The sequence below is a fragment of the Streptomyces sp. NPDC050439 genome (assembly GCF_040655335.1).
Taxonomy (GTDB): Bacteria; Actinomycetota; Actinomycetes; order Streptomycetales; family Streptomycetaceae; genus Streptomyces.
In genome coordinates, this window is record NZ_JBFAJT010000002.1 from 404,075 (window position 1) to 428,453 (window position 24,379).

Annotated in this window: 25 protein-coding genes; 15 read left to right on the forward strand and 10 right to left on the reverse strand. The window is 71.6% G+C overall.

Annotated features, from left to right (window positions below):
• The first annotated feature begins 34 nt into the window (after nucleotides 1-34).
• Entirely contained in the window at nucleotides 35-1,069 is a 1,035-nt protein-coding gene (locus AB0I66_RS08885; protein WP_363207073.1) for a tetratricopeptide repeat protein, read from the forward strand.
• An 18-nt stretch (nucleotides 1,070-1,087) separates the two neighbouring features.
• Here the strand turns inward: AB0I66_RS08885 and AB0I66_RS08890 are convergent, their stop codons facing one another.
• From AB0I66_RS08890 to AB0I66_RS08905, 4 genes are all read right to left on the reverse strand, one after another.
• On the reverse strand, nucleotides 1,088-1,474 hold the full coding sequence (locus tag AB0I66_RS08890) for a PPOX class F420-dependent oxidoreductase (RefSeq protein ID WP_363207074.1): 387 nt from the start codon (nucleotides 1,472-1,474) through the stop codon (nucleotides 1,088-1,090).
• A gap of 55 nt (nucleotides 1,475-1,529) precedes the next feature.
• The gene (locus AB0I66_RS08895) at nucleotides 1,530-1,946 is read right to left on the reverse strand and encodes a hypothetical protein (RefSeq protein WP_363207075.1); all 417 of its coding nucleotides are present in this window, start codon (nucleotides 1,944-1,946) and stop codon (nucleotides 1,530-1,532) included.
• A 105-nt stretch (nucleotides 1,947-2,051) separates the two neighbouring features.
• Entirely contained in the window at nucleotides 2,052-2,552 is a 501-nt protein-coding gene (locus AB0I66_RS08900; RefSeq protein WP_363207076.1) for a hypothetical protein, read from the reverse strand.
• Nucleotides 2,553-2,749: 197 nt separating this feature from the next.
• Complete coding sequence (locus AB0I66_RS08905) at nucleotides 2,750-4,141, reverse strand: tetratricopeptide repeat protein (RefSeq protein WP_363207077.1); 1,392 nt, start codon at nucleotides 4,139-4,141, stop codon at nucleotides 2,750-2,752.
• A gap of 240 nt (nucleotides 4,142-4,381) precedes the next feature.
• Here AB0I66_RS08905 and AB0I66_RS08910 point away from each other — a divergent pair, with 240 nt between their 5' ends.
• The 6 genes from AB0I66_RS08910 to AB0I66_RS08935 all read left to right on the forward strand — a co-directional run bounded on the left by AB0I66_RS08910 (nucleotide 4,382) and on the right by AB0I66_RS08935 (nucleotide 10,284).
• Nucleotides 4,382-5,740, forward strand: a complete 1,359-nt coding sequence (locus AB0I66_RS08910; RefSeq protein ID WP_363207078.1) for a M64 family metallopeptidase — start codon at nucleotides 4,382-4,384, stop codon at nucleotides 5,738-5,740.
• A 120-nt stretch (nucleotides 5,741-5,860) separates the two neighbouring features.
• Nucleotides 5,861-6,343, forward strand: a complete 483-nt coding sequence (locus tag AB0I66_RS08915) for a GNAT family N-acetyltransferase (RefSeq protein WP_363207079.1) — start codon at nucleotides 5,861-5,863, stop codon at nucleotides 6,341-6,343.
• Nucleotides 6,344-6,457: 114 nt separating this feature from the next.
• Nucleotides 6,458-7,753, forward strand: coding sequence for an MFS transporter (locus tag AB0I66_RS08920; protein ID WP_363207080.1), 1,296 nt, complete (start codon nucleotides 6,458-6,460; stop codon nucleotides 7,751-7,753).
• On the forward strand, nucleotides 7,746-8,642 hold the full coding sequence (locus AB0I66_RS08925) for an aminoglycoside phosphotransferase family protein (RefSeq protein WP_363207081.1): 897 nt from the start codon (nucleotides 7,746-7,748) through the stop codon (nucleotides 8,640-8,642). Before AB0I66_RS08920 ends, AB0I66_RS08925 begins: the two co-directional genes overlap by 8 nt.
• Before the next feature lie 77 nt (nucleotides 8,643-8,719).
• Nucleotides 8,720-9,466, forward strand: coding sequence for a helix-turn-helix transcriptional regulator (locus AB0I66_RS08930; protein ID WP_363207845.1), 747 nt, complete (start codon nucleotides 8,720-8,722; stop codon nucleotides 9,464-9,466).
• An 83-nt stretch (nucleotides 9,467-9,549) separates the two neighbouring features.
• Nucleotides 9,550-10,284, forward strand: coding sequence for a Clp protease N-terminal domain-containing protein (locus tag AB0I66_RS08935; RefSeq protein ID WP_363207082.1), 735 nt, complete (start codon nucleotides 9,550-9,552; stop codon nucleotides 10,282-10,284).
• Here the strand turns inward: AB0I66_RS08935 and AB0I66_RS08940 are convergent.
• Together AB0I66_RS08940 and AB0I66_RS08945 are read right to left on the reverse strand one after the other, a co-directional pair.
• Complete coding sequence (locus AB0I66_RS08940; protein ID WP_363207083.1) at nucleotides 10,238-11,329, reverse strand: 2-oxoglutarate and iron-dependent oxygenase domain-containing protein; 1,092 nt, start codon at nucleotides 11,327-11,329, stop codon at nucleotides 10,238-10,240. The two genes, AB0I66_RS08935 and AB0I66_RS08940, sit on opposite strands and share 47 nt — an antisense overlap.
• Nucleotides 11,330-11,382: 53 nt before the next feature.
• Nucleotides 11,383-12,252, reverse strand: coding sequence for a (2Fe-2S)-binding protein (locus AB0I66_RS08945; RefSeq protein ID WP_363207084.1), 870 nt, complete (start codon nucleotides 12,250-12,252; stop codon nucleotides 11,383-11,385).
• 535 nt (nucleotides 12,253-12,787) lie between these two features.
• On the opposite strand from AB0I66_RS08945, the gene AB0I66_RS08950 reads away from it, so the two are divergent.
• Genes AB0I66_RS08950 through AB0I66_RS08970 form a run of 5 tightly spaced genes read left to right on the forward strand, consistent with a single transcriptional unit; the run spans nucleotide 12,788 to nucleotide 19,065 of the window.
• A complete protein-coding gene (locus AB0I66_RS08950) occupies nucleotides 12,788-13,984 on the forward strand; it encodes an ATP-grasp domain-containing protein (RefSeq protein WP_363207085.1) in 1,197 nt (398 codons plus the stop codon).
• Nucleotides 13,981-15,777 carry an IucA/IucC family siderophore biosynthesis protein gene (locus tag AB0I66_RS08955; protein WP_363207086.1) on the forward strand — a complete coding sequence of 599 codons (1,797 nt, stop codon included), beginning with the start codon at nucleotides 13,981-13,983 and terminating at the stop codon, nucleotides 15,775-15,777. The genes AB0I66_RS08950 and AB0I66_RS08955 overlap by 4 nt, the downstream gene beginning before the upstream one ends.
• Nucleotides 15,777-16,001, forward strand: coding sequence for a hypothetical protein (locus tag AB0I66_RS08960; protein ID WP_363207087.1), 225 nt, complete (start codon nucleotides 15,777-15,779; stop codon nucleotides 15,999-16,001). The genes AB0I66_RS08955 and AB0I66_RS08960 overlap by 1 nt, the downstream gene beginning before the upstream one ends.
• Nucleotides 16,001-17,863, forward strand: coding sequence for an IucA/IucC family protein (locus tag AB0I66_RS08965; protein ID WP_363207088.1), 1,863 nt, complete (start codon nucleotides 16,001-16,003; stop codon nucleotides 17,861-17,863). The genes AB0I66_RS08960 and AB0I66_RS08965 overlap by 1 nt, the downstream gene beginning before the upstream one ends.
• Nucleotides 17,860-19,065 carry a type III PLP-dependent enzyme gene (locus AB0I66_RS08970; RefSeq protein ID WP_363207089.1) on the forward strand — a complete coding sequence of 402 codons (1,206 nt, stop codon included), beginning with the start codon at nucleotides 17,860-17,862 and terminating at the stop codon, nucleotides 19,063-19,065. The genes AB0I66_RS08965 and AB0I66_RS08970 overlap by 4 nt, the downstream gene beginning before the upstream one ends.
• 36 nt (nucleotides 19,066-19,101) lie before the next feature.
• Here AB0I66_RS08970 and AB0I66_RS08975 read toward each other — a convergent pair whose 3' ends face one another.
• On the reverse strand, nucleotides 19,102-19,236 hold the full coding sequence (locus tag AB0I66_RS08975) for a hypothetical protein (protein ID WP_363207090.1): 135 nt from the start codon (nucleotides 19,234-19,236) through the stop codon (nucleotides 19,102-19,104).
• 122 nt (nucleotides 19,237-19,358) lie between these two features.
• The gene (locus AB0I66_RS08980) at nucleotides 19,359-19,874 is read right to left on the reverse strand and encodes a hypothetical protein (RefSeq protein ID WP_363207091.1); all 516 of its coding nucleotides are present in this window, start codon (nucleotides 19,872-19,874) and stop codon (nucleotides 19,359-19,361) included.
• Between the two features lie 220 nt (nucleotides 19,875-20,094).
• Between AB0I66_RS08980 and AB0I66_RS08985 the strand changes: the two genes are divergently transcribed.
• Nucleotides 20,095-21,033, forward strand: coding sequence for a helix-turn-helix domain-containing protein (locus AB0I66_RS08985; RefSeq protein ID WP_363207092.1), 939 nt, complete (start codon nucleotides 20,095-20,097; stop codon nucleotides 21,031-21,033).
• A gap of 27 nt (nucleotides 21,034-21,060) precedes the next feature.
• Here the strand turns inward: AB0I66_RS08985 and AB0I66_RS08990 are convergent, their stop codons facing one another.
• Entirely contained in the window at nucleotides 21,061-21,789 is a 729-nt protein-coding gene (locus AB0I66_RS08990; RefSeq protein ID WP_363207093.1) for a class I SAM-dependent methyltransferase, read from the reverse strand.
• 103 nt (nucleotides 21,790-21,892) lie between these two features.
• On the opposite strand from AB0I66_RS08990, the gene AB0I66_RS08995 reads away from it, so the two are divergent.
• A complete protein-coding gene (locus tag AB0I66_RS08995; protein ID WP_363207094.1) occupies nucleotides 21,893-22,738 on the forward strand; it encodes a slipin family protein in 846 nt (281 codons plus the stop codon).
• Nucleotides 22,739-22,767: 29 nt separating this feature from the next.
• On the forward strand, nucleotides 22,768-23,595 hold the full coding sequence (locus AB0I66_RS09000; RefSeq protein ID WP_363207095.1) for a hypothetical protein: 828 nt from the start codon (nucleotides 22,768-22,770) through the stop codon (nucleotides 23,593-23,595).
• A 25-nt stretch (nucleotides 23,596-23,620) separates the two neighbouring features.
• Here AB0I66_RS09000 and AB0I66_RS09005 read toward each other — a convergent pair whose 3' ends face one another.
• A complete protein-coding gene (locus AB0I66_RS09005; protein ID WP_363207096.1) occupies nucleotides 23,621-24,304 on the reverse strand; it encodes an alpha/beta hydrolase in 684 nt (227 codons plus the stop codon).
• Between the last annotated feature and the right edge of the window lie 75 nt (nucleotides 24,305-24,379).

Sequence of the window (24,379 nt, forward strand, 5' to 3'; positions counted from 1 at the left end):
CGACGTACGGAGTTGATCGAGAGGTCATGGATCTATGCACGGCAAGGCATTCGCGCCCGAGTACCAGGGCGAGCTGGGCGCGGCACTCGGGGTGAACTCCTCCTACGAGGAGGTGCTGACGGCGGCGGACCGCGCCCTCTCCCAGGCGGACACCGCACTGGAGAGGGCGCGCGCCGCACTCGCCCTGGCCGAGGCCAACCGGCGGCTCGGCCAGGTGGACGACGCGGGCTCCGCCTGGCGCCACAGCTATCGCAGCGCACGCGTCGCGGGGGACGGGGGCGCCATGGCCTGGGCGCTGTGGAGCGGCGGCACGCTCGCCCGTCAATGCGGCCAACTGCGGCTCGCGCGAAGGCTGCTGGCCTGGGGAGTCGCGTTGGCCGACGACAGCGGGGAGCGGCTCGCGCACGGTTACGCGCTCGCCGGGCTCGCCGAGACGGGCCGCATCCAGGGGGACTACGCGGCGGTGGCCGCGCTGCACGAGCAGCTTCTGGAACAGGGCAGAAAGCACGGGGAGGCGCGGCACATGGTGTGGGCGATGTCCGGCATCGCCCAGATGCGGCGCAACACCGGCGACTACACCGAGGCGCTCGAGCTGTTCGAGGAGTGCGTCAGGATCTCGGCGGACGCCCAGGACGCGCGGGGGCGCGCCTGGTCGCTGCGCGGGGTCGCCGACGTCCTCTCGCTGCGGGGCGAGACGGAGAGGGCGCTCGCGCTGCTCTCGGAGGCGGAGGTCATCTGCCGGGCCATGGATCTGGCGAGCGCGCTCGCCTACAACCACAAGATGCGCGGCAACATCCTTTACCGGGACGGGCGTTATGCCGAGGCACGGGAGATGTACGCCATCGCCCTGGAGGAGTTCGACGCCATGCGGGAGCCGCGCGGCGCGGCCCTGTCCCGGCTCGGTCTGGTCAAGTCGCGGGCCCGGCTCGGCCACGACCGCAGCGAGACCCTGGCCGAACTCGACGTACTGGAGGCAGACTTCGCGCGGATCGGGCTGCGGCAGGCGCGGGAGGCGGCGGTCGAGTTCCGCGACGAGATGGCCACCCGGCCGGAGCCGAGCATGACCTGACGCCGACGGACCGGGGTGTCACTCCGCCCGGGTGATCCGGATGCCGACCGTCCCCTTCGTGCCGCGCCGGATCCTGCTGCCGAGCAGCGTGAGGCGGCCGATCAGGCCGTACTTGCGCGCGATGAGGGTGCGGTAGCGCGCGGTCTCCTGCGGGTCGCAGATCTCGGCCGTGGCGGGGACCTGCTTGCCGGTGGGGTTGCCCCGCAGGTCACAGGGGCCGATCAGGACGTCGGCGCGGTTGCGGATCCGCTTGACCTTCCAGGAGTCCGCGGCCGTCCAGACACCGAGTGCGGCACCGTCCTGGACCACCCAGACGGGGCTCGGCACCGGAGTGCCGTTCTTGCGGTAGCTGGTGACCAGGAGGTACTTCCCCGCGCCGAGCCCCGCCTGCGCTGCCTCGTCCACTTGACCGCTCCCGAGCTTCGGTAGACCCACGTACAAACCGCCGACGGTGCGGATGCTACTCGCGATCACGTTCGCCTGGCCCTAGTGGGGCCCTGGTGCGGGCTGCGACGGCCTCGAAGAAGACCCAGCCGTCCAGCTCACGCCGAGCAGGATCGTCCGGACGCCACCCCTGGGCCATCGCCGCGTCGAGCAGGGCCCTGACGGCGCCCGGCTCGTGCAGGTTCACATAGCGGCCGCTTTCCGCGGTGCCGACGGCCCCCGAGTGCAGATATCCGTCGGGGACGAGTTTGCCGGGGCCCTCCCGGAAGAGCACGCGAAGCCGCCCCGGCGCCTGGTGCTGTCGGAGGGTGAGGACTTCGCAGCAGTCTTCGAAGCCTCCGCCGGGCAGCGTGCGGTGGGTGTGGCCGACGGTCCAGAGGAAGACCTCCTCGCCGACGACAAGACGGCGGGCCTTCTTCTCGCTGCGCGACATCCCCCGAGGTTAGCGAGGGCCGGCAATTTCCGGCGGAGACGGGTGCGCCCGCGGGCCCCGGAGTGAACCGGGTTCCGCGGGCGCGTGGTGCGTGGTGCTTGGTGCTCAGGCGCCCCAAGTTCCCTGGTTTACGGCGCAGTTCCAGCCGTTGCCGTGGACCTTGAACTTCACCTTGTACGACCTGGTGTTCAGGAGGCGCGTCTTGACCCTGACGCCGAGGCTGGCCTTGCCCGCCAGGCTCTTGTCGTAGACGGAGATGGTCTTCGAGGTCTTGTGCGTGATCTTGCCGCCCTTCGCCTTCGCCGAACCGAAGCGGACGTTCTTGACGTTGCTGACGGTGAAGGTGACCTTCTTGAAGCTCTTGGTGCTCTTGTTCTTGAGGCCGAAGTACAGGCCGTCGCCCTTCACCCAACCACCCGCGCCGATGTAGAACCGGGACGTGTAGACGATGTCGATCGGGCAGCCGGCGCTGGTCGCCGAGGCGGTCGACGCCTTCGGTGCCTTCGGCGCGTCCGCCGCTGACGCCGATCCGGCCAGGCCGAGCTGAGCGGCCGTGAGGGCCCCTGCGGTGGCCAGGACTGCGGCGGTCGTGCGTGCGTGGTTCATCAAGGCTGGTGCCTTCCCCCTGCGGCCCTCTCGGGCCAACTGTCAGAATGGTGCGATGGATGCGCACAAGGTGGTCCGCGTCCCTGTGCCGCCCGTATTTTTAGCAGGCGGACGGACATGAGCGGACATCAGGTTGTCCGCTCGTACAGCACCGTGACAAAAGCCGGACAATCGCCCGGCGACCCGCCGACGGCCCCTCACATCGGCGGCGGCGCGGGCGCGGGTCCCAGCGTCGTCGTGCCCGGAGTGGTCCGCCGGGCGAGGCCGGTGCGGTAGGCGTCCATGGCGGCTTCGGTGCGTCCCGTGCGCCGGAGCAGGTCGCCGAGCAGACAGCACAGGCCGGCCATGTCCCCGGCCGCGCCCGCGCGTTCGAGCAGCGGCAAGGCGGCGCGGTAGTGCTCCTCGGCGCCCTCCGTGTCACCGCATTCCTCCGCGATGAGTCCGAGCAGCCGGTGTGCGGCGCCCTTGTGTACCGCGCCGTGTCCGGCCCGGAGGGCCGGGATCTCCGTGGCCCGCGGACCGGCGGCAAGGAGCGGCCGCAGCAGCGCTTCGGCCTCCTCGGTCCTGCCGCGCCTGCGCAGCACGTCCGCGAGTTCCACCTCGACCTGGTGGGCGTAGAGCGCGGCCCGCTTGGCGGTCAGCATGTCGTGCGCGGTGCGCAGTTCGTGCTCGGCGCGTTCCAGGTCGCCGTCCTGGGCGTACACATAGCCGCGCATCCAGTGGCAGTGGGCGAGTTCGGTGCGGATGTGGAGTTGCTGGTAGAGGTCCTGGGCCTTGGCGAGGGACGCGTCGGCCTCGGCGACACGGCCCTGGGCGATGAGCGTACGGGCCACCCCGCGGTGCATGCCCGCGAGCAGGGCGGGGTCCTCCACGCGCGACGCGAGCGCCAGGGCCAGTTCGGCGGCGTGCGCGGCCCGCTCGTGTGCGCCCATGTCCATGTACGGGGCGATGGACGCCGAGTAGAGCAGGAGCAGCGCGTCGGGGTCATGCAGTCCCGAGGCGTTCAGCTGGTCCAGCGCGGTCTCCAACAGGTGGCAGGCGTATCGGAGTTCGCCCGTGAGGCGGTGGGCGTTGGCGCGGCCGCGGATGGCGGGGACGCGGCGCGGCAGTGGCTCGTCGGCGAGCAGCCGCTCCACGGAGGTGAAGCACTCGTGTGCGTCGTCGAGGTCGCCGGATTCGAGGAGGCAGTCGCCCAGGCCGAGGAGTGCGGCTGCCCGTTCCTCGGGCAGGGCGTGCTCGACGGCTTCGGCGCACAGCGCGCGGAAGAGGGGGGCGGCGTCCTCGGGGGAGCCGGTGGCCAGGGCGCGCCGCGCGTCGGTGAGGCGCAGGCGCAGCTCGGCGGCGAGGCGGGCCGGGCGTCCCGTCGCGAGCTCCTCGGGAGTGACACCGAGCCGCTGCGCCAAATGCCGAAGGGCGGCCTCGGAGGGCCGCACCTTGCCCGACTCCAGCGTGGAGACGTAGGCGGGCGTATACGCGGGCTCGGCCAACTGGCGCTGGGTGAGGCCGAGTTCCGTACGCAGCCGCAGCACGCGACGCCCGATCTCCGCGGGCTCGTCCGGTCGTACGCCTCCTGATCCGCTCCCTGTCATCTTTTTCCCTCCGGTCCGGCCCCGCGTCCGAGCGCGCTTCATCCAGGTCTGGAGCACGCGGAGGTGGCAGCGCCTGTCCCCAACTCGGCCCTCACACACGCACCTTGCGTCCCAGGCATTGCCTGGCTTCCCCTCAGCCCCTACATTGAACCGCGCCTTAAGCTCCCTTAACCCCCCACTTATATCGCGGACTTGCCGTGTTTCGGCGATTCGGTCCGCGCTGATCCCGGGAGATCGTTCATGCGTAGACACGCTTCCCGCATATCCGGCATACCCCGCACGTCCCGCAAGCGGCTCGCTGTCGCCACCGGAGTAGCTCTGGCCGCGACGCTCGCCGTCACCGCACCGGTCGCCATGGGCCAAGGCCAGAGCCAGGGCCAGGACGGCAGCGCGCCGGCCGCCGCTCGGGACACCGAACGCGTCGAGGTCGAGTACTTCACCGGCCCCGACAGCCACCCCCGCCACACCGACGTCCCGGCCTCCGCCCCGCTCACCAAGGAGGAGCGGGCCACGGTCCAGGACGACGGCGACGTCCTGCCGATCGTGGAGGCCGGCGCGAGCGACACCAAGGTCGACGTCGTCTTCATCGGCGACGGCTACACCGCCGCCCAGCAGGAGGACTTCCACGCCGACGTGCGCACCAAGTGGAAGGAGATGGCCGCCGTCGAGCCGTACGCCCAGTACGAGGACCTGTTCAACGTCTGGGCCGTCGACGCGCATTCGCAGGACTCCGGCGTCTCGGGCGACCCGACGAGCGACGTCCGCAAGAACACGGCCCTGAACTCGGCCTTCTTCTGCGACGGCACAGAGCGGCTGCTGTGCGTCGACACCAATAAGGTCGAGGCGTACGCGAGCAGGGCCGCCGACCCCGATCTCGTCATCGTGCTCAGCAACTCCACCAAGTACGGCGGCGCGGGCTACAACGACATCACCTCCCCGTCCGGGTACGACGGCATCGGCACCGCCTCCTCCGACCACCCCGACTCGGACCAGGTCGCCGTCCACGAGACCGGCCACTCCTTCGGCAAGCTGGCCGACGAGTACTGGTACGACGAGAGCACCTACACCGGCCCCGAGCCCGGCGAGTCCAACCTCACCAAGCTCAGCGCCGACGAGATGGCCGCGCAGAAGGTGAAGTGGCATCGCTGGCTCGGCCAGGCGTCACCTGACGGGGGCACGGTCGGCGCGTACGAGGGCGGTGGCTATCACGGGCACGGCCTCAACCGCCCCACCGAGGACTCGATCATGCGCACCCTGGGCCGCGAGTTCAATCTGCCGGGACGCGAGGCGATGATCGCGGGCTTCCACCAGCACGCACCTGTGCTCACCTCCGCCACCCCGACCGACCGCAAGGTGCGCGGCACCGGGCGGATCCGCGTCGAGGCGTCCTCCCAGAGCGACCTGCGCTGGTACGTCGACGGCCGTGAGGCACGCAAGGCACGGGGCGCGGGCAGCGTGACCCTCAAGGCACTCGGCGTACCGGCCGACGGCCGCGCGCACACCGTCACGGCACGCGCCACCGACCGGAACAAGGCGGTCCGCGCCCCGGAGCTGCGCAAGCTGATGACCGGTTCGCTCAGCTGGCAGGTCACCCGCTGACGGACCCGCTGAGGGACCCGCTGAGGGGCCCACGGAAGGACCCTCTGACGGACCGAGACCGCCGCCTGACGGCAGGACCCCACCCCTGCCGTCAGGCGGTGACCAGGGATACTTCCGGTCATGACCACGCACCCCGAGCAGGCGCGGGCCGCGGCGACGCCCGCCCAGGAGTGGACGCTGCGGGCCGCGGAGCCCACCGACGTCGAGACCATCGCCGAGCTGCGCGCGACGGTGATGCGACCGGATCTGGAGCGGCTCGGCCGGTTCGACGAGCATCGGGTGCGCCAGAGGTTCCGGGACGCCTACGCGCCCCGGGACACTTCGGTCGTCCTCGTCGACGGCGCCTTCGCGGGCTGCGTCGCCCTGCGGCCGGCCGACGGCTGCCAGTGGCTCGAACACTTCTACCTCGACCCCGCCCTCCAGGGCCGGGGCCTGGGATCGGCCGTGCTCCGCGGGCTGCTCGACCGGACCGACACCGCCGGAGACCTCGTCCGCCTGAACGTCCTGCAGGGCAGTGCGGCCCGGCGTCTCTACGAGCGCCATGGCTTCGGCGTGGAGGACGAGGACCCCGTGGACGTCTTCATGGTGCGGCGGCCGGGCTGAGAATTGGCCCACGCCCAAGGCCCCCGAATGGTCCACGGTCCGGACCATTCGGCTGGCTAGCCTCCTCCCGTCAGCGAAGGAACCGGCCCAACGGCCGCCTGCTCCGGGAGCGTCGTGCCGATCCAGATCCTGCCGCCCGCGGGAGCGCCGCGCGTGCTCGCCACCGCCCAGCTGTGCAACTCGCTCGGCGACGGCGCCTACTACGTGACCTCGGCCCTCTACTTCACCCGCGTCGTCGGCCTCTCCCCCACCCAGATCGGGCTCGCGCTCACGGTCGCGTGGGCCATCGGTTCCGTGACGGGGGTCCCGCTGGGCGCGCTCGCCGACCGGAAGGGGCCGCGCGGTACGGCGGTGCTGCTCGCCCTTGCCACCGGCGCGTCGGTGGCGTCCTTCCTGTTCATCCGCTCCTTCGCCCTGTTCCTCGTGGCGGCCTGCCTGTACGCGGTCGCCCAGTGCGGGCTCGCCGCGGCACGCCAGGCTCTGCTCGCGGGTCTGGTCACACCAGGGGCTCGCACGGGCGTCCTGGCCCACCTCCAGTCGACGCTCAACGCCGGTCTCGCCGTCGGGGCGGCCCTCGGCGGCATCGCCCTGCACCACGACACGCGCGAGGCGTATCTGGCGGTCTTCGCCTTGGACTCGGTCAGCTTTCTGCTCTGCGCGCTGGTGCTGCTGCGGCTGCCCGCGGTGCCGCCGTCCGTGGGGCGCGGCAAGGACGAGCCGCGCCTAGCCGTGCTCCGCGACCGGCCGTACGCCGTCATCACCGCCCTCAACGCGGTCCTGCTGCTGCGGATGCCGCTGCTGAGCCTGGCGATCCCGCTGTGGGTGCTGGAGCGCACGAACGCGCCGAGCTGGCTGGTCTCCGCGCTCTTCGTCCTCAACACCCTTGCGGTGATGGCGTTCCAGGTCCGCATGGCCCGGGACGTCGAAGGCCCGCGCTCGGCCACCCGCGCGGTACGACGCTCCGGCCTCGTCATGCTCGCCTCGTGCGCGGTCTTCGCCTTCTCGGCGGCGGGGCTCCCGGTGTGGGCCACGGTGGCGGTCCTGGTGGTGGGGGCGGCGCTTCAGGTCATCGCCGAGATGCAGCAGTCCGCGGGTTCCTGGCAGATCAGCTTCGACCTGGCGCCCGCCCATCAAGTGGGCCAGTACCAGGGCTTCTTCGGCTCCGGAGTTCCCGTCGCCCGCACCCTGGGCCCGCTCCTGCTCACCTCGCTCCTCGTGGTGTGGGGCGTGCCGGGCTGGTTCGTCCTCGGCGGGATCTTCGTCGGGGCGAGCCTCGCGACGGGGCCCGCCGTGCGGTGGGCGGAGCGGTCGCGGGCGGCGCGCGTACGAGCCGGGGACGGAAGCGGTGAAGCGTATATTCGTCCGCCGACCACCAGCACGCCGAGGGATGGGTACTCCGCACATGGGTGACCTCGTAGAGATCGATGAGTCCTTGGTCCGTTCCCTGCTCCATGAGCAGCACCCGGACCTCGCCGGCCTCGACCTCCATGGGGCGGTACGCGGGTGGGACAACCAACTGTGGCGGCTCGGCGAGGACTTGGCCGTACGTATCCCGTGCACGGAGCGCGCCCCGGATCTGCTCCGCAAGGAGCACCACTGGCTCCCCGGCCTGGCCGCACGCCTGCCCCTGCCGGTGCCGACGCCCCTGCGGATCAGCGAACCGTCCACGCGCTTCCCCAAGCCGTGGACCGTCACGGCCTGGGTGCACGGCGAACCGGCCGACCGCACTCCCTTCAACCGCGGTGACCACGCGGCCGAAACGCTGGCCCGGTTCCTGCGGGCGCTCCATGTGGAGGCGCCCGCGGACGCGCCGGTCAACCCGACGCGCGGCCTGCCTCTCCACCTCTACGCGCCGGGACTCGACGAAGGCCTCAAGGCCCTCGCCACGTTCAGTGAAGTTCCCTCCCGTGTACGTGACTTGTGGGAGGACGCCGTCTCGGCCCCCGAACCGGGAGGCCCACCGGTCTGGCTGCACGGCGACCTGCATCCCGCGAACGTCGTCGGCTCCGACGGCACGCTGTCCGGCGTGCTCGACTTCGGCGAACTCTGCGCGGGAGACCCCGCGACCGACCTCTCGGCGGCCTGGCTGCTCCTCCCCGCGGGCGCGGCGTCACGGTTCTTCGACGCCTACGCCCTCGCGGACGAGGCGACCGTCAGGCGCGCCCGGGGCTGGGCGCTGCTCCGCGCCGTCGGCCTCATCCACATCGGGCGCGCCGGGGAGCAAGGGCTCCCCGGCGGGAAGCGGACCTGGGGCGTGGCGGGCCGGGCCACGCTCGACCGCGTCCTGGCGGACTGCTGACGCCTCGGTCGCGAGGCCCCGGCCACGCGTCCCGGCCACGCGTCCCGCTCCCGCTAAAATCCCCATTCGTGCCGAACATCCGCCACACCCCACGTGCGACCACCGGTCTCCTCCCCCTCCGTGCGGGCGCGGAGGTCGACGCGCACCGGCACGACGAGCACCAGATCGTGTACGCGGGCCACGGAGTCCTGTCGGTCACCACCGACGCGGGAAGCTGGGTCGCCCCCGCGACGCGCGCCATCTGGATTCCCGCGGGAACCGTCCACGAGCACCGCGCGTACGGTGACACGGACCTGCACCTGGTGGGCCTGCCGGTGGCGGACAACCCACTGCGCCTCGACCGGCCCGCCGTCCTCGAAGTCGCCCCGCTGCTCCGCGAGTTGATCATCGCGTACACCGGGCAGCCCGAGCCGCCCGTCGGCCGCGATGCCGAGCGCCGGCGCCTGCGGGCCGTCCTGCTCGACCAGCTCCGCCACTCGACCCAGCAACCCGTCCACGTACCGGCGGCCCGCGATCCACGCCTGGTCGCGGTGTGCGACATCCTCCGCGCCGACCCGGCGGACTCCCGGACCCTGGCCCGGCTCGGCGCCGCGACCGGCGTCAGCGACCGCACCCTCACCAGGCTCTGCCGGGCCGAACTCGGCATGAGCTTCCCTCAGTGGCGCACCCAGCTGCGCCTGCACCACGCCCTGTGCCTGCTGGCCGACGACACCCCGGTCACCGTGGTCGCGCACCGCTGCGGCTGGGCATCGAGCAGCGCCTTCATCGACGTCTTCCGCCGCGCTTTCGGACATACGCCCGGCGCTTGGCGGGCGCGAAGCTGACCAACGGACCGTGCGGCGGCGCCGCCCGCAAAGATGTCAACCGAGGGTTGACGCCCCCTCCGCTGTCAACCTAACGTTGACACATGACGCAACCCACCCAGCCCATCCGCCTCGACGACCTGATCCAGGCCATCAAGAAGGCCCACCCCGAGGCCGCCCTCGACCAGCTCTCCGACGCCGTGATCGCAGCCGACCACCTGGGCGATGTCGCCGACCATCTGATCGGGCACTTCGTGGACCAGGCGCGCCGCTCGGGCGCCTCATGGACGGACATCGGCAAGAGCATGGGGGTCACCCGGCAGGCGGCCCAGAAGCGGTTCGTGGCCAAGGATCCCGGTGAGATGTCGGACCTCGACCCCCGGCAGGGCTTCAACCGCTTCACCGACCGGGCGAAGAACGTGGTCATGGCCTCGCAGGAAGAGGCCCGCGCCGCGGGGAACGACGAGATCGGACCCGGGCACCTGACGCTCGCCCTCCTGACCGAACCGGACGCCCTCGCCGCGAAGGCGCTCGTCGCGCAGGGGAGTTCGCTCGACGCGATCCGCGAGAGCGTCGCCGAGGCGCTGCCGCCGGCGGTCGGCGAGGTGCCCGACCTCATCCCGTACGACGCCGGGGCGAAGAAGGTCCTCGAGCTCACCTACCGCGAGGCCCTGCGGCTCGGGCACAACTACATCGGGACCGAGCACATCCTGCTCTCGCTCCTGGAGGCCGAGGGCGGCACGGGCACGCTCGCCGGGCTCGGCATCGACAAGGCGGCCGCCGAGGCGAACATCACCGAGGCCCTGGCGGCGATCCGCGCCCGGCTCGACCAGGCGTGACGGGACCGGACCCGGCCGCACGCACCCGCGCCGCCTCCCGGACGGCCGCCGCGTTCGCCTTGCCCTGCCGGGACCCGGCAAGCTTCGCCTTGATGTGGTCGCGCACGAGGATCGGTTCGTAGGCGCACGCGTCGGAGGCGGCGGTGAGGTGGCTCGGCAGCGTGGAGATGACCGCGTCGACGTTGCCGTCGTGGAAGTAGGCGGCCGACCTGCGCCGGACGATGCCGCCGTCCACGATCGGCGGCTTGACCCGGTGCAGGGTGGACATCCAGCGGTCGTTGGTGAGCCGGGCGGTGAGATCACCGAGGTTGACCAGGAGCGCGCCGTCGACGGGGGACACATCGTGCCAGGCCCCGTCGGCACCGAGCACCTGCAGCCCGGCGACCTGGTCCGCCCACAACACGGTGACCAGGCCGAAGTCGGTGTGCTCACCCATCCCCGTCAGATCGCCGTCGAGGGTGACGGTGCCTTCGGGGAGGGCGTAGTTGTTCATGCGCAGTACGTCGATGGAGTGGTCGGTCAGCGACTCGAAGAAGTCGGCCGGCTCCCCCAAGGCGTCCGCGAAGACATGGGTCAGCGTGCGGGCCACGCGGCCGGCCTCGGCGAAGTAGCTCAGCACGGCCGGTTCGAAGCCGTCGACCTGCGTGGGCCAGACGTTGAGTCCATAGTCGTCCTCGGACAGGTCGAGTCCGGGGAACGAGCGGGCTTCGGTGCCGATGTTGAACGCCTCGAAGAAGTCGTTCATGCGCCCGGCCGACTCCACGCCCAGGCTCAAGCTGAGGGATTCACTCTTGGGCGGGCTGTAGCCGCGGTTCGCACCGGTGACCCGGTAGCTCTTCCGCACCTCCAGGGGCAGGCCGAAGAAGCCGTCGACGGCGGCGGTCAGGCCGTCCACCGTCTCGTCGGGGATGCCGTGCCCGAGGATCTGCATGAACCCGACGCGAGCGCAGGCGTCGTCCAACTCCCGTGCCACCCGCGCACGTTCCGACGCTTCACCGCCTTCGACGTACGGCGTGATGTCGATGACGGGGACCTGGAAGAACATGGGCGTGTCTCCTGGCGCGAGCGAGGGGTTACGCCCGCTTCCCTATCACGGTTTCACCCACCGGCTTCCGACTCCAGCCTCCGCAGACGCTCCGCGTCGCAGACACGCGGGCAGGTGCCGCACGCCTCGGCGGCACGGATCGTGTAGTAGAGGCAGCAGCCGAGCCGGGTACGCGTCGGATGCCGCTCCCCGTCACGGGTCGTCAGGTGACGGAAGGCCGCGCCACCAGGGAAGGGCTCGACCGGTCCGGGGAGCAGTGCGTCGACCGCCCGCAGCGCTTCGTCCTCCTGGCCGAGCATGCGCCCCAGGTACCAGATCCCGGAGATGAGATCGTCCCCCGCCATGCCCCACAACGCCCGCTGCCCGCGCCGCAGTCGGGGCCCGATGGCGGAGAGCAGCGGTTGCATGTGGGCGACGACGGCGGCGCGCAGTTCGACGCGGAGCGACTCCTCGTCGGCGAGGACCCGCGTCCCGGGGAGCCCGGCCGCCGGATCGTCCGGAAAGCACGCGAAGGAACCGGGGACGATCTCGAAGGCACCGGTTTCCAGGTGGACGCGTACGTCCTGCGGGCGGATGCGCGGCACGCGCCGCTCCAGGTACCAGGCACCGCTCATCAGCAGGGACACCGACCAGAGGTAGCCGTGCAGGGCGCGGGACGCGGCGACGTCCGGGCGCGGGGTGTGGCCGTGGCCGCGACGGATGCGTGCGGCCTCCGCCGCGACGAAGGCCTCCATCGCATCGTGATGTGACGTCAGTTCGGCGCCGGTCACCCAGCCTTGGCCCGCGTACGAGTCAGGTCGCGCCACCGCGACGTCGAGCGTCCCGCAGTGCGCGGTGAGCCGCCGGTAGGTCGCGGCGAGCAGGGCGGCGGGGCTCAGGGCGGTGGCGTCGGGCGCCAGGTCCGGGGCCACGGTGAGCGGCACTCGTACTCCTTGGAAGGCAGGGCCATCGGTCGTCCGACGGCGGTCCCGCCACCGTGAACTAGGTAAGGCTTACCTTATTTTGCTTCAACTTGCCGCATCGGGAGCGGCGCGCCGTGGACCTCGATGGCGTGAGTGATGCGCCCCTCACCGCGAGTTGACATCGTTAGGCATACCTAACCTAAACTCTCACTCCGTGTCCAAGATCGCTCGGGCCGTCCCGCCGGACAGCCTCTTCACACGGCGGATCGGCCATGGTGTTGCTTTCCTGGACCCGTGCCGTGATGCTCGCCGGCACGCTCGATGTGCCCTGTCGCTTCGCGGCCGCAGTGCTGGCGGGCCCGGCGGTGGCGGTCGCCGGGCCCGTCGCCCTCATCGGAGCCGCGGGAAAAGCGTGGCCGTGGCGACGGGTGCCGGATCAGCGGTGAAACCGACGCACGCGTAGGGCGGGTGACGGGCCGTTCGACGCTTGCGCCCGCCTCTCCCTCCTCCCCCTTGCACACAGCACCTCCGCTCGCACCCGGAAGTGGACTCGCACATGCGGCTGTACGTCCTTGCCCGCAACCCCACCGACTCGGTCACCGAAGGCTTTCTGCCCGCCGCGCGCGGGCTCGGCCTCGACGTCACCCTCCTCACCGATCAGCCGGACGCCCACCGTCTCCGCGAGGGGCCGGCCGCCCCGGAGATCCTGGAGTGCGACGTCCGGGACTTCCGCGCGGTCATCAGCCGGATCTCCGCCCACCACTCCCCCGGCGCGATCTTCACCAACAGTGACCATCTGCAGACGCAGGCGGCGCTGGCCGCCGAGTACTTCGGGCTGCCCGGCAAGGACTGGCGGGTGGCGCTGCGCACCAAGGACAAGGCACACATGCGACGCCACCTCGCGGCCGAGGGCGCCGACGCGGTCTGGGCCGCGGAGCTTTCCGCCGGCCAGGACCCGGCCGAACTCCGCGCGCTCGATGTGCCGTTCCCCTGCGTGGTCAAGCCGCGGGAAGGCGTGGCGAGCGAGGACGTGGTGCTGGTCGAGGGCCCGGAGCAGTTGGTGCGGCGGTGCGCGGAGATCCAGGAGCGGCGTCCGGGTGCCGCGCTGGTCGTCGAGGAGTACCTCGCGGGGGAGTTGTGCACCTTGGAGACGCTCGGCGACGGCCGCGTCCGGCATGTCCTGGGCGGCTTCCGTACGGAAGTGTCGCCGCCGCCGCACTTCATAGAGGAACGGATGGCGTTCGTCCCCGCGCATCCGGCACCGGTCGTGGCTCAGGTCCTTCAGCAACTGGACGCGTTGGGGGTGGGGTTCGGCGCCTGCCACACGGAGTTCGTGGTGTCGGAAGGACGGGCGCGGCTCATCGAGGTCAACTACCGGGCCATCGGCGACCAATGCGATCTGCTCCTCGCTCAGCTCCTGGACATTCCGCTCTTCGAGCACATCCTCCGTACGCACCTGGGTGAGCCGCTGCCGTCCGACCTGGGTGCGCGAACGGACGGCCGGGCACGGCTCGACTATCCGTGCGCCCGGCGTGCGGGAACGCTGACGGCGGCGCCCCGCGCGACCGAGGTGACGGTGGACGGTGTACACCTCACGTACCGCCCCCTGCGTGAGATCGGCGAGCGGCACGAACTACACGGCACGAACCGCGACTTCCTCGGCGTGGTGCGCGCCACCGGCACCGACCAGGCGGCGGTCGACCGAGCCGTGGCCGACTTCCTCGCCGCGCACCACTGGGAGATCACACCGTGACCCGACCGCCTGACGGGACGCCCGAGGCCGAGACAGAGCTCCTCTTACGCGTATTGAGCGCGCTCCTGCGCGAGGATGTCCTGGGCTGGCGCACCCGCAGCGAAGGAGTGCGGCGCCCGGACGGCTTGTGGCTGAGGCTGCCGACGCCCGAGGCGAGGGGCGCTGACGGCGATGCGCTGCTCATGCCGATCCATGCCGACGGGTTCCAGGCCACCTACGCCGCCCGGCTCCCCCTGCTCCGTCGGGAGTCCGACGGGCGCCAACTCCCCTACGCCGACAGCATCCTGGCCGCGCTGCGTGACCTCGCCGACCCCGTCGACCGTGGCGGATTCGACGCGTTCGCCGTGGAGTGCGAGCAGGCGCTCGACGCCATGCGACTGCACGCCGAGACGAAGGGTGAGGTGGAGTCCCTGCTTTCCGGGCGGTACGGCCCGGATCCCGTCGCCTGGACCGGGCTCGCGGGTGGCCTCGGGTACGACACTCTCGCCGCGCGCGCGGACCATCCCGTGTATCCGACCTCACGCGGCCGCTCCGGTCTCAGTCTCGCTCAACTGCGGGCGTACGCACCCGAGTTCCACCCCACCTTCGCGCTGCGGCAGCTCGCCCTGCCCCGCGATGCCGTCACCGTCGGCGGTGACGGCGACGCCTGGCTCTCTCCTCGCGCGGCGGGCGTGCCCGAGCTCGAAGGAAGTCACCTCGTGCTGCCCGTGCACCCCTTGACCGCGGACGGAACTCTGCGGGGCGCGCTGCGGGCAGCGGGGCTCGACGGGCGGGCCCGGTTCGTCGGCGAGCCCGGGCCCGACGTCGTACCCACCCTGTCCATGCGCACCGTCGCCCTCACCTCCGACCCCGCGCGGCACCTCAAGCTGCCGCTCGCCACCGCCACGCTGGGCCTGCGCAATCGGCGCACCATAAAGCCGGGCACCCTCACCGACGGCGCGGCGGGCCAACGGCTGATCGAGGCCGTCGTCGACCGCGAGCCCCGGTTCAAGGGTGTCGTCCTGCACGCGGACGAGACCCGCTTCGCCCACGCGGGCCACGAACTCCTGGCCGTGCTGCTGCGCCGCTACCCCGCCGGTCTCGACGATGCCGTCGTCGTACCCATGGCCGCGCTCCTGTGCCCGACGCCCGGCGGCGACCGCCTGCTCGTCGACCATCTCGCCGACCGTTTCTACGGCGGTGATCCCCTCGCTCTCCTGGACGCCACGCTCGCCCTCCTCTTCGACTGGCAGACCACCCTCTTCGCCCACGGGATCGCCCTGGAGTCGCACCAGCAGAACATCTCGCTGGTCCTTGACCACCACCCCGCGGATGCGGGTGCCAGTGTGGGCCGCCGTACCCGATTGCGGCTGCTCTTCAAGGACAACGACGGGCCCCGCATCAACCTCGCCCGACTGCGTGACGTCATGGGCCAACAGGCTTCGTATGCCGATGAGTTCGATGACGCGCGCATCTTCGTCGACGGTGATCTGCCCGTTCTCGACGTGTTCACCACCATCACCCTCCACCTCTGCGCCGGCGCCTACGCTTTCGGGCTCGCCCGGCAAAGCCGCGCCCCGCTGCGGCGGCTGCTCGGGCTCGTGCGCGAGCGGCTCGCCGAGGCCGTCGAAAGGCTCGGGCCCGGCGAACCGGGCGCCCTCCTGCGGTCCCACGTCCTGGACGCGCCGGAGCTGCCCGTCAAGGCGATGGTCACCGCGGGCACTCTGCTCTCCAAAGAACGTTCCGGAGCCGCCGACATCAACAAGCACTACACGACCGGGCCCAACTACCTGGTGAACACGGGGCTTTCGTGATGGCCGCCGCATCATCCGCTCACGTCGACGCCATCGCCGCCTGCCACGAGCCCGGCTCCATAGGCAGCGCGGTCGCCGCCGGTCCCGTGGCAGCGGCCGCCAACAGCCTCATCGGCCTGCCCGTGCCCCTCCTGACCGGCACCGCGACCGCCCTGGCAGCCTTGGCCGACGCCACTCTTCCCGCCCTGTTCCGCCGCTCGCCCCGCATCCGCTGGAGCCGTTGATGTCCTTGCCGACCGGCACGTTCGCCGCCCCCTCCGCCACATCCGCCCCGCCCGCCGCCCTCATCGCCTGTGCCCCCGTCACCGTCGCCGGTGCCGCGCCCACCCGGCTGCCCAGCGCCGACCAAGCCGTGGCGCACACTCTCCTCAACTGCCTGCTGCGCGAAGTCTCCGGCCCCGAGCGCCAGACCGCCGTGGTCGACGGCGATCTCCTGCTCCGGCTGCCGCGCCGCGGGGTCCTCCTGCGTGTCGCGCTGCGCCGCACCTCCCTCCTGGGCGCTCACCGCTTCACCGGCCCGGTGTCCGAGCAGCGGGACGGCACCTGGGTCGAGGTGGACTGGCCTCGCCTCGCCGAGTACACGCATGCCGAGCTCTCGCTGCGGACAGGGGTGAGCAACGAGGAGTTCCTGGAGCAGATCGCCTCCAGCCATGAAGGGGTCAGCGCCGCCATCGCCGCCGCCCGCCCGACGCCCGGCACGGGGACGACCGCCGCGACGGACACAGCTCCCAAGGCGACGAAGGCGGAGCCGAAGTGGCTCGCGGACTACCTCGCCTCCGAGCAGTCCCTGCTGTTCGGCCACCGCTTCCACCCCACCCCCAAGGCCCGCGGCGGCGACCTCGCCGACTGGTCCGCGTACGCCCCCGAGACCGCGGCTTCCTTCCCGCTGCGCCATCTCGCCGTACGGGACCACCTCGTCGCCGAGGAGTCGGCGCGGCCGGGCGCCACGGCACCGCTCGACCTCCTCGGGCCGGTGCCCGAGGGCTACCGGCTGCTCCCGGTCCACCCCTGGCAGTACGACCTGCTGCGGGAGCACCCGGGGCTGCGCGCCGCCCTCGCCCGCGAGGACATCATCGATCTGGGGCCCGCCGGCTCCCCCTTCGCGGCCACCGCATCCGTGCGCACGCTGTACGACGGCGACACCTTCCTGAAGTTCAGCCTGAACGTCCGCATCACCAACTGCCTTCGCAAGAACGCCAGTTACGAGCTGTCCGGCGCCGTCGCGCTCACCCGCGTACTCGAAGGCGCCCTGGACGATCTGACCGCCCGCTTCCCCGGCAGCGCGGTACTGCGTGAGCCTGCCTACCGCAGCCTGGCGCTCCGCGGGCCCGACGGGCGTACCGACCTCGCCCTTCTGGAGGGCTTCGGTGTCATCGTCCGCGAAGGGCTGGCCGGTCGGCTCCTTCCGGGGACGACGCCGCTGCTCGCCGCGGCCGTCGCGGACGAGTACCCGACGGGCCCCGGTCACATCTCCCGCCTCCTGGCGGGCGCGGGTCCGCAGCGGGCGCTCGACTGGTGGCGGACGTACCTCCGGCTTCTGCTGCCTCCGGTGCTCGCCGCGTACTTCGACCACGGCCTGGTGCTCGAACCGCATCTGCAGAACGTCCTGGTCTGCGTCGACGGCGACGGCATGCCCGCGCAGGTGCTCTTCCGCGACCTGGAGGGCACCAAGCTGATCCCCGAGCGGCACGCACGGACCCTGGCCGCGCTCCCGCCGGAGGTCGCGGGGCCGATGACGTACGACGCGCAGCGCGGCTGGGACCGCGTCGTGTACTGCCTCCTGGTGAACCACGTCGCCGAGCTGCTCGCCGCGATCGCCGACCTCCATCCGCAGACCGAACCCGCGCTCTGGTCCCAAGTCCGCGCAGTCGTGCGGGAGTTCGCGGACGCGCACGGCTGCCCGCCACGGCTCAGTGCCCTGCTCGCCGGGGTGCCGCTGCCCGCCAAGGCCAACCTGCTCACCCGCTGGGAGCGCAAGGCCGACCGGGACGCGGGCTATGTCCGACTCGCCTCACCCTTCCCGCTCGCCGAGCACGTCCGGGACCTGGGCACCCGTACCGACGCACCTTGGAGCACCGCCGGATGACCGCCGCCCCCACCACCGCCGTACGTGAGCGTGCCCTCGGCCTCGCTGCCGAGGAACTCCCGGCGTATCTCTACGACTTGTCGGCACTCGACGCCCATGTCGCCGCGGTGCGCGCCGCGCTCCCCCGGCAGGTCGAGCTGTACTACGCCGCCAAGGCCAACCCCGAGCCGGAGATCCTGACCGCCATCGGCCCGCACGTCGACGGCTACGAGGTGTCGTCGGGCGGCGAACTCGCCCACGTGGCCAAGGCGGTGGCCGATCGGCCACTGGCCTTCGGCGGCCCCGGCAAGACGCCGGACGAGATCACCGCCGCCTTGGAGCTCGGCGTGGCACGCTTCCACGTCGAGAGCCTCTACGAGCTGCGGATGCTGGCCTCGATCGCCGCCCGCGTGGCGCCGCACACCCGCGTGGGCGTCCTGCTCCGGTTCAATCTCGGCCTCGACGCCGCGTCTCTTGAGGGCAGCGCCCTCGCGATGGGGGGACGCCCCACGCCCTTCGGCCTCGACCCGACCGAGGCGGACCCCGCGCTCTCCCTGTTCACCGACGGAAGCCTCCCCCAGCTTCATCTCCTTGGCGTACACGCCCACTTGGCCAGCGGACTCGACGCACCGCGACAGCTCGCCGTCGCCGAGTCCATCGTGACGTGGTCGCAGGCCCTTGCCGCACGTCACGGCATCCGCCTCACAGAGGTGAACGTCGGCGGCGGAATGAACGTCGACTACACCGACCCCGGCGCGCGCTTCGACTGGGCCGCGTACGGGCACGGCCTCGCCCGGCTCTGCGCGGCGCACCCCGGCCTCACGCTCCGCATCGAGCCGGGGCGGGCACTGACCGCGTACTGCGGCTGGTACGCCACCGAGGTCCTGGACGTGAAGCGCAGCCACGGCGAGGAGTTCGCGGTGGTGCGCGGCGGCACCCACCATCTGCGCACCCCGGCGGCCAAGGGCCACGACCAGCCGTGCACCGTCCTCCCGGCGGCCGGGCCGTGGCCCCATCCCTGGCCCCGGTCCGAGGCGCGACAGGACCGGGTGACGTTCGCGGGCCAGTTGTGCACCCCGAAGGACGTCCTGTCCCGGCAGGTCTTGGTGCCGGGACTGCGAGCCGGAGACCGGGTGGTGTTCGCGATGGCGGGCGCGTACGCGTGGAACATCTCGCACCACGATTTCCTGATGCACCCGCGGCCCGGCTTCCACTTCCTCTGATCGCCCTCGCCCGCCCGACAGCGGGGCGACACCCGCTCATCGGCGGTTCTTGCCCCGCATCAGCAGAGCCACGAGGGCTATCGCGAAGACGACGAACACGATGACGAACATCGTCGCCCCTCCGCGTGACGCCCACATCTTGGCGAGCTCGACCGACGTATCTGGGTGCACTTCTTGTCTCCTTCCATGCAACCCGGTCAGAGGTTGACGGAAGTCCGTGTGCCCCCGGCTTCGCGGTTGAAGCTCCAGTACCACTGGGGCCGCCGCACGAAGTTGGCGTTCGTCGGGCGGGATCAGGCGCCGGTCGTGGAACCCGGCCTGATGATCATGAGGACGGTGACGGTGGCCCAGAGGAGGTTGAAAATGCCGGTATACATGGCGAGTTGAGAGCTGGTGCGCTCCCCCACGGCCACCACGCCCGCCCTCTCCGCGAGTTGACCGTCCGCGCCCTCGCTGCCCTGCCCTGCTCCGGCCACCGCTTCGAGCGCCGCCTCCTGGCGGGGCAGGACGAGCACGATGAGCACCACGGCCGCCGCCATCGTGAGGATGATCGAGGCGATCAGCCAGGCGCTGCCGAGCACGCCCAGGCTCTGCGCGGTCACGAGGCCGGTGACGGGGACGGCGACGCCGACGAACGCGTACACCGAGCAGATGCGCTGCAGCAGCCGCAGCGAGGCGAGGGCGGCCTCGTCCCGCGGGTCGGCCTGGGCGCGCCGCAGGGCCGCGGGGAACATGCTGGCGGCGACGGTGACCGGGCCGACCGCGAGGATGGCGGCCAGCACATGCAGCGTCAGGAAGAACTTGGTCACTACGGGCCCTCGGGATTCGAAGAACGGGGTGGTCACACGGCCCCGATCGGGACCCGCTCGCCGAGATTAGTCAGCGTCCCCGCCGCCGAACAGTGGCATTAGTGACAGGCTTCGCAGAGATACCGCCATCGGATGCCGGGCCAGTTCATGGGCGGCCAAGAGGCCTCGGTCCCCCGTGCACACGCTTGGCGGGATCCTGACTCTGACGTACGTTGCCGCCATGCATACCGTGGCCGTCCTGGCGCTGGACACCGTCATCCCGTTCGACCTGTCCACCCCCATCGAGGTCTTCGGCCGCACCCGTCTGCCCGGCGGGCGACCCGGCTACCGGGTGCGGGTCTGCGCCGTCGCGCCCGAGACCGACGCCGGTCTGTTCACCCTCCGGGCGCCCTGGGGTCTGGAGGGGCTCGCGGACGCGGACACGATCATCGTGCCCGGCAGCGCCGACCTGTCCCGGCCCCTCCCCGGCGCGGCGCTCGACGCGCTGCGGGACGCGGCCGCCGACGGGACGCGGATCGCCTCGATCTGCGCGGGCACCTTCACGCTCGCCGCGGCCGGCCTGCTCTCCGGGCTGCGCGCCACCACGCACTGGGCGGCCGCGGCCGAACTCGCCGGACGGCATCCCGACATCGACGTCGACCCGGACGTGCTCTACGTCGACAACGGGCAGATCCTGACCTCCGCCGGTGCCGCCGCCGGGCTCGACCTGTGCCTGCACATGATCCGCAGGGACTACGGCTCAGCCGTCGCGGCGGACGCCGCCCGGCTGTCGGTGATGCCCCTGGAACGCGAGGGCGGCCAGGCCCAGTTCATCGTCCCGGAGGCCCCGCCCACACCGCAGGGCTCCGAGCTGGAGCCGCTCCTGCGCTGGCTGGAGGAGAACGCCGGCCGTGAGCTCACCCTGGAGGACATCGCGGGCCGGGCGGGCATGAGCACCCGTACCCTGCTGCGCCGCTTCCGGGAGCAGACGGGCAGCACGCCGCTGCAGTGGCTGCACCGCGCACGCATCCGGCAGGCCCAGCACCTGCTCGAATCGACGGGGCACTCCGTCGAGCGCATCGCCGTCCAGGTCGGCTTCGGTTCGCCCACCGCGTTCCGCGACCGCTTCAAGCGGGTCGCCGGAGTCAGCCCGCAGGCGTATCGCAGGGCGTTCCAGTGACGCCGACCGGCGACCACCGCCGGACACTCAGACCTTGCGTGCCTCGACGAGGCACCAGTGGGGGCTGCCGTCGGCGCGGCGCCCGAACTCCTCCAGCGGGTGCAACCGCATCGTGAAGCCCGCCCCGATCAGGTCCTCGAGCACACCCCGCAGCGGGAAGGTCCTGTAGTACATGACGAACGGCGGCCGCCACAGGAGGTTGCGCACCCGCATCACGCCGTCGAAGCCGAGCAGTGCCCAGTACAGCGGCGAGGTCGGCGGCGGCGGCGCGCCGATCGGGAAGGCGAAGACCCCGCCGGGCCGCAGCGCCCCGCAGACCTCCGCGAACAGCTTCGGCCGCTCGGCGGGCAGAAAGTGCCCGAACGCCCCGAAGCTGACCGCCAGGTCGAAGACGTCGACGAAGGGCAGAGCGCGGGCGTCGGCCCGCACCCAGTCCACGGCGGGCCCGCCTTGCCGCGGGACCACGGCCGCCCGCGCCTCGGTCAGCATCCCCGAGCTGAAGTCGACGCCGGTCACCCGTTCCCGGCACAGCGGCAGCAGCGTCTCGACGCCCGCTCCGGTGCCGCAGCAGACATCGAGCCCCGCGTCGAACGGCCCGAGACGCCCCAGGGTGTCCGCGACGGCGTGCAGCATCCGGTCGGGCGTGCGGAAAGGGGTGTGGTCGAACTTGGGGGCCAGCAGGTCGTAGCCGTCCTCGATGGAGGAGAGAGCCTGCACGGCCAGTTCGCGGAGTGTGGGTCCCTGGGAGGTGAACACCGTCCCCACCCTAGTCAGCGGCGGAACGGCCGGGGCTCGACCCCGGACAAACCGGGGCATATCTTGGTAATGAGACGGGCGACTCGGAAGAAGGGGGGTCGTCATGGTCGAAGAGCTGCTCACGGCAGGGGCCGCGGTCGCGGCTGCCGGGTTCATGTACGTGGCGTCGGCGGCCCGCGTGGTCAAGCAGTACGAGCGGGGCGTGGTGTTCCGCCTCGGACGGCTGCGGGAGGAGGTCCGCCAGCCGGGATTCACCATGATCGTTCCCGGTGTCGACCGCCTGAACAAGGTGAACATGCAGATCGTGACGATGCCGGTCCCGGCGCAGGACGGCATCACCCGGGACAACGTGACCGTGCGTGTGGACGCGGTCATCTACTTCAAGGTGATCGACGCGGCGGACGCGGTGATCAAGGTCGAGGACTACCGCTTCGCGGTCTCGCAGATGGCGCAGACGTCGCTGCGTTCGATCATCGGCAAGAGCGATCTGGACGATCTGCTCTCCAACCGCGAAAAACTCAACCAGGGCCTTGAGCTGATGATCGACTCCCCCGCCATGGGCTGGGGCGTGCAGATCGACCGGGTCGAGATCAAGGACGTGTCGCTGCCGGAGACGATGAAGCGCTCCATGGCCCGGCAGGCCGAGGCCGACCGCGAGCGGCGGGCCCGCGTGATCAACGCGGACGCGGAGCTGCAGGCCTCCAAGAAGCTGGCCCAGGCGGCACATGAGATGTCGGAGGAACCCGCGGCCCTGCAACTGCGGCTGCTCCAGACCGTGGTGGCCGTCGCCGCCGAGAAGAACTCCACCCTCGTCCTGCCCTTCCCCGTGGAACTACTGCGCTTCCTGGAGAAGGCCCAGCAGACGCAGGCGCTGCCGACCGCATCACCGGCCACGGACACGGCCCCGGCGGCGGCGGCCCCGGAACCGGGACGAACGGAGGCGGCATAGGCACCAGCAACGAGCAGGAGGCATGCCTCATGACCGGTGCCCGGACCACCACCGCGGCAGGCAAGACCCGGTTCGACGAGATCTACGACCAGCCCGACCCCCGCGCGTACTTCCGCACCCTGGCGCCCTTGCGGTACGAGATACCGCAGCAGGCCCAGGGCGTCTTCCGGCGCACGCTGGCCCAGCGGTCGGCGGTGCGCGGCACCCGTCTCCCCGTCACGGTCCTCGACCTCTGCTGCTCATACGGGATCAACGCCGCGCTGCTCAACCACGACCTCACGCTCGGCGACCTGTACGCGCACTACACCAGCGCCGAGACCGCGGCCCTCACCCGGGGCGAGCTCGTGGAGGCCGACAAGGAGTTCTACGCCTCGCGGCGGCGCACCGGCGCCGTCCCGGTCATCGGTCTCGACACCGCCGGCAACGCCACGCGTTACGCCCTGGAGGTGGGGCTGCTCGACGAGGCCCATGCCGAGAACCTGGAGCGTCACCCGCCCAGCGACGGGCTGCGCGACGCCATGGGGCGCGTCGGCCTGATCACGGTCACCGGAGGCATCGGCTACATCACCCACCGCACCTTCGACGCGCTCCTGGACGCGACCCGCGTCCCGGTGTGGGTGAGCGCGTTCGTCCTGCGGACGGTGCCCTTCCGGGACATCCTCGCGACCCTGGACGCACACGGTCTGGCCACCGACACCGATCCCGAACGGACCTACCCGCAGCGGATGTTCACCGACATCTCCGAGATGAGCAGCGCGGTGGACCAGGTGCTCAAGGCCGGTGACGATCCCACGGGCCTGGAGGCGGAGGGCCGCTACTACACCCGCCTCCACCAGTCGCGACCCCGGCCGGTGTAGCCCACAGGACCGAGGCGTTTCCCGGTCAGCTGGTGAAGAACTCGCTGACCTGCTCCGCGAACTGCTGCGGGCTCTCCTCGTGCACCCGGTGCCCGACCGGAATCGAGATCACCCGGGAGTCGGGGATCGCGGCCGCCATGTCGGGGACGCGCTCCTGCGGCATGCTGCTGTCCGGGCCGCCCGCCACGATCAGCGTCGGCGCGACGATCTCGCCGAGGCGTTCGGCCCATTCCGGGTCGGGATCGAAGATCTGGGCGCGGATCGCGGGAGACACGGGCCAGTCGTAGTCGATGGCGCCGTCGGGGCGCGGGGTCTCGACATAGTCGCGCGGGTAAGGCGGCGGCGTCTCCTCCAGGACGAGGCGCTCGACGCGGTCCGGGTGGTCCTGGGCGAGCAGGTAGGCCACGACGCCGCCCATGGAGTGGCCCACGACGCCCACCCGGTCGAGGGAGAGCTCGTCGAGGAAGCCGAGCACGTCGTCCCGCATCAGCTCGACCGTGTACTCGTCCGGCCAGTCGCTCTCCCCGTGCCCGCGCAGATCGAGCGCGTACACCCGCCATTCCTGGCCGAGCGCCTGCCCGACCTTCTCCCAGCTCGCCGACGAACCGCCGAGCCCGTGCAGCAGCACGACGGGCGCTCCGTACGAGTCGCCCCAGGTCCGATAGGCCAGGCGTACGTCGCCCACATCCACCACTGCGTGATCGCTCATGCCCCTGACGCTACAGCGCGTTGCGCGACCCATTGAGCAGCGGCCCGGACCCATGCTAGAAAGCGCTTGCTCTTC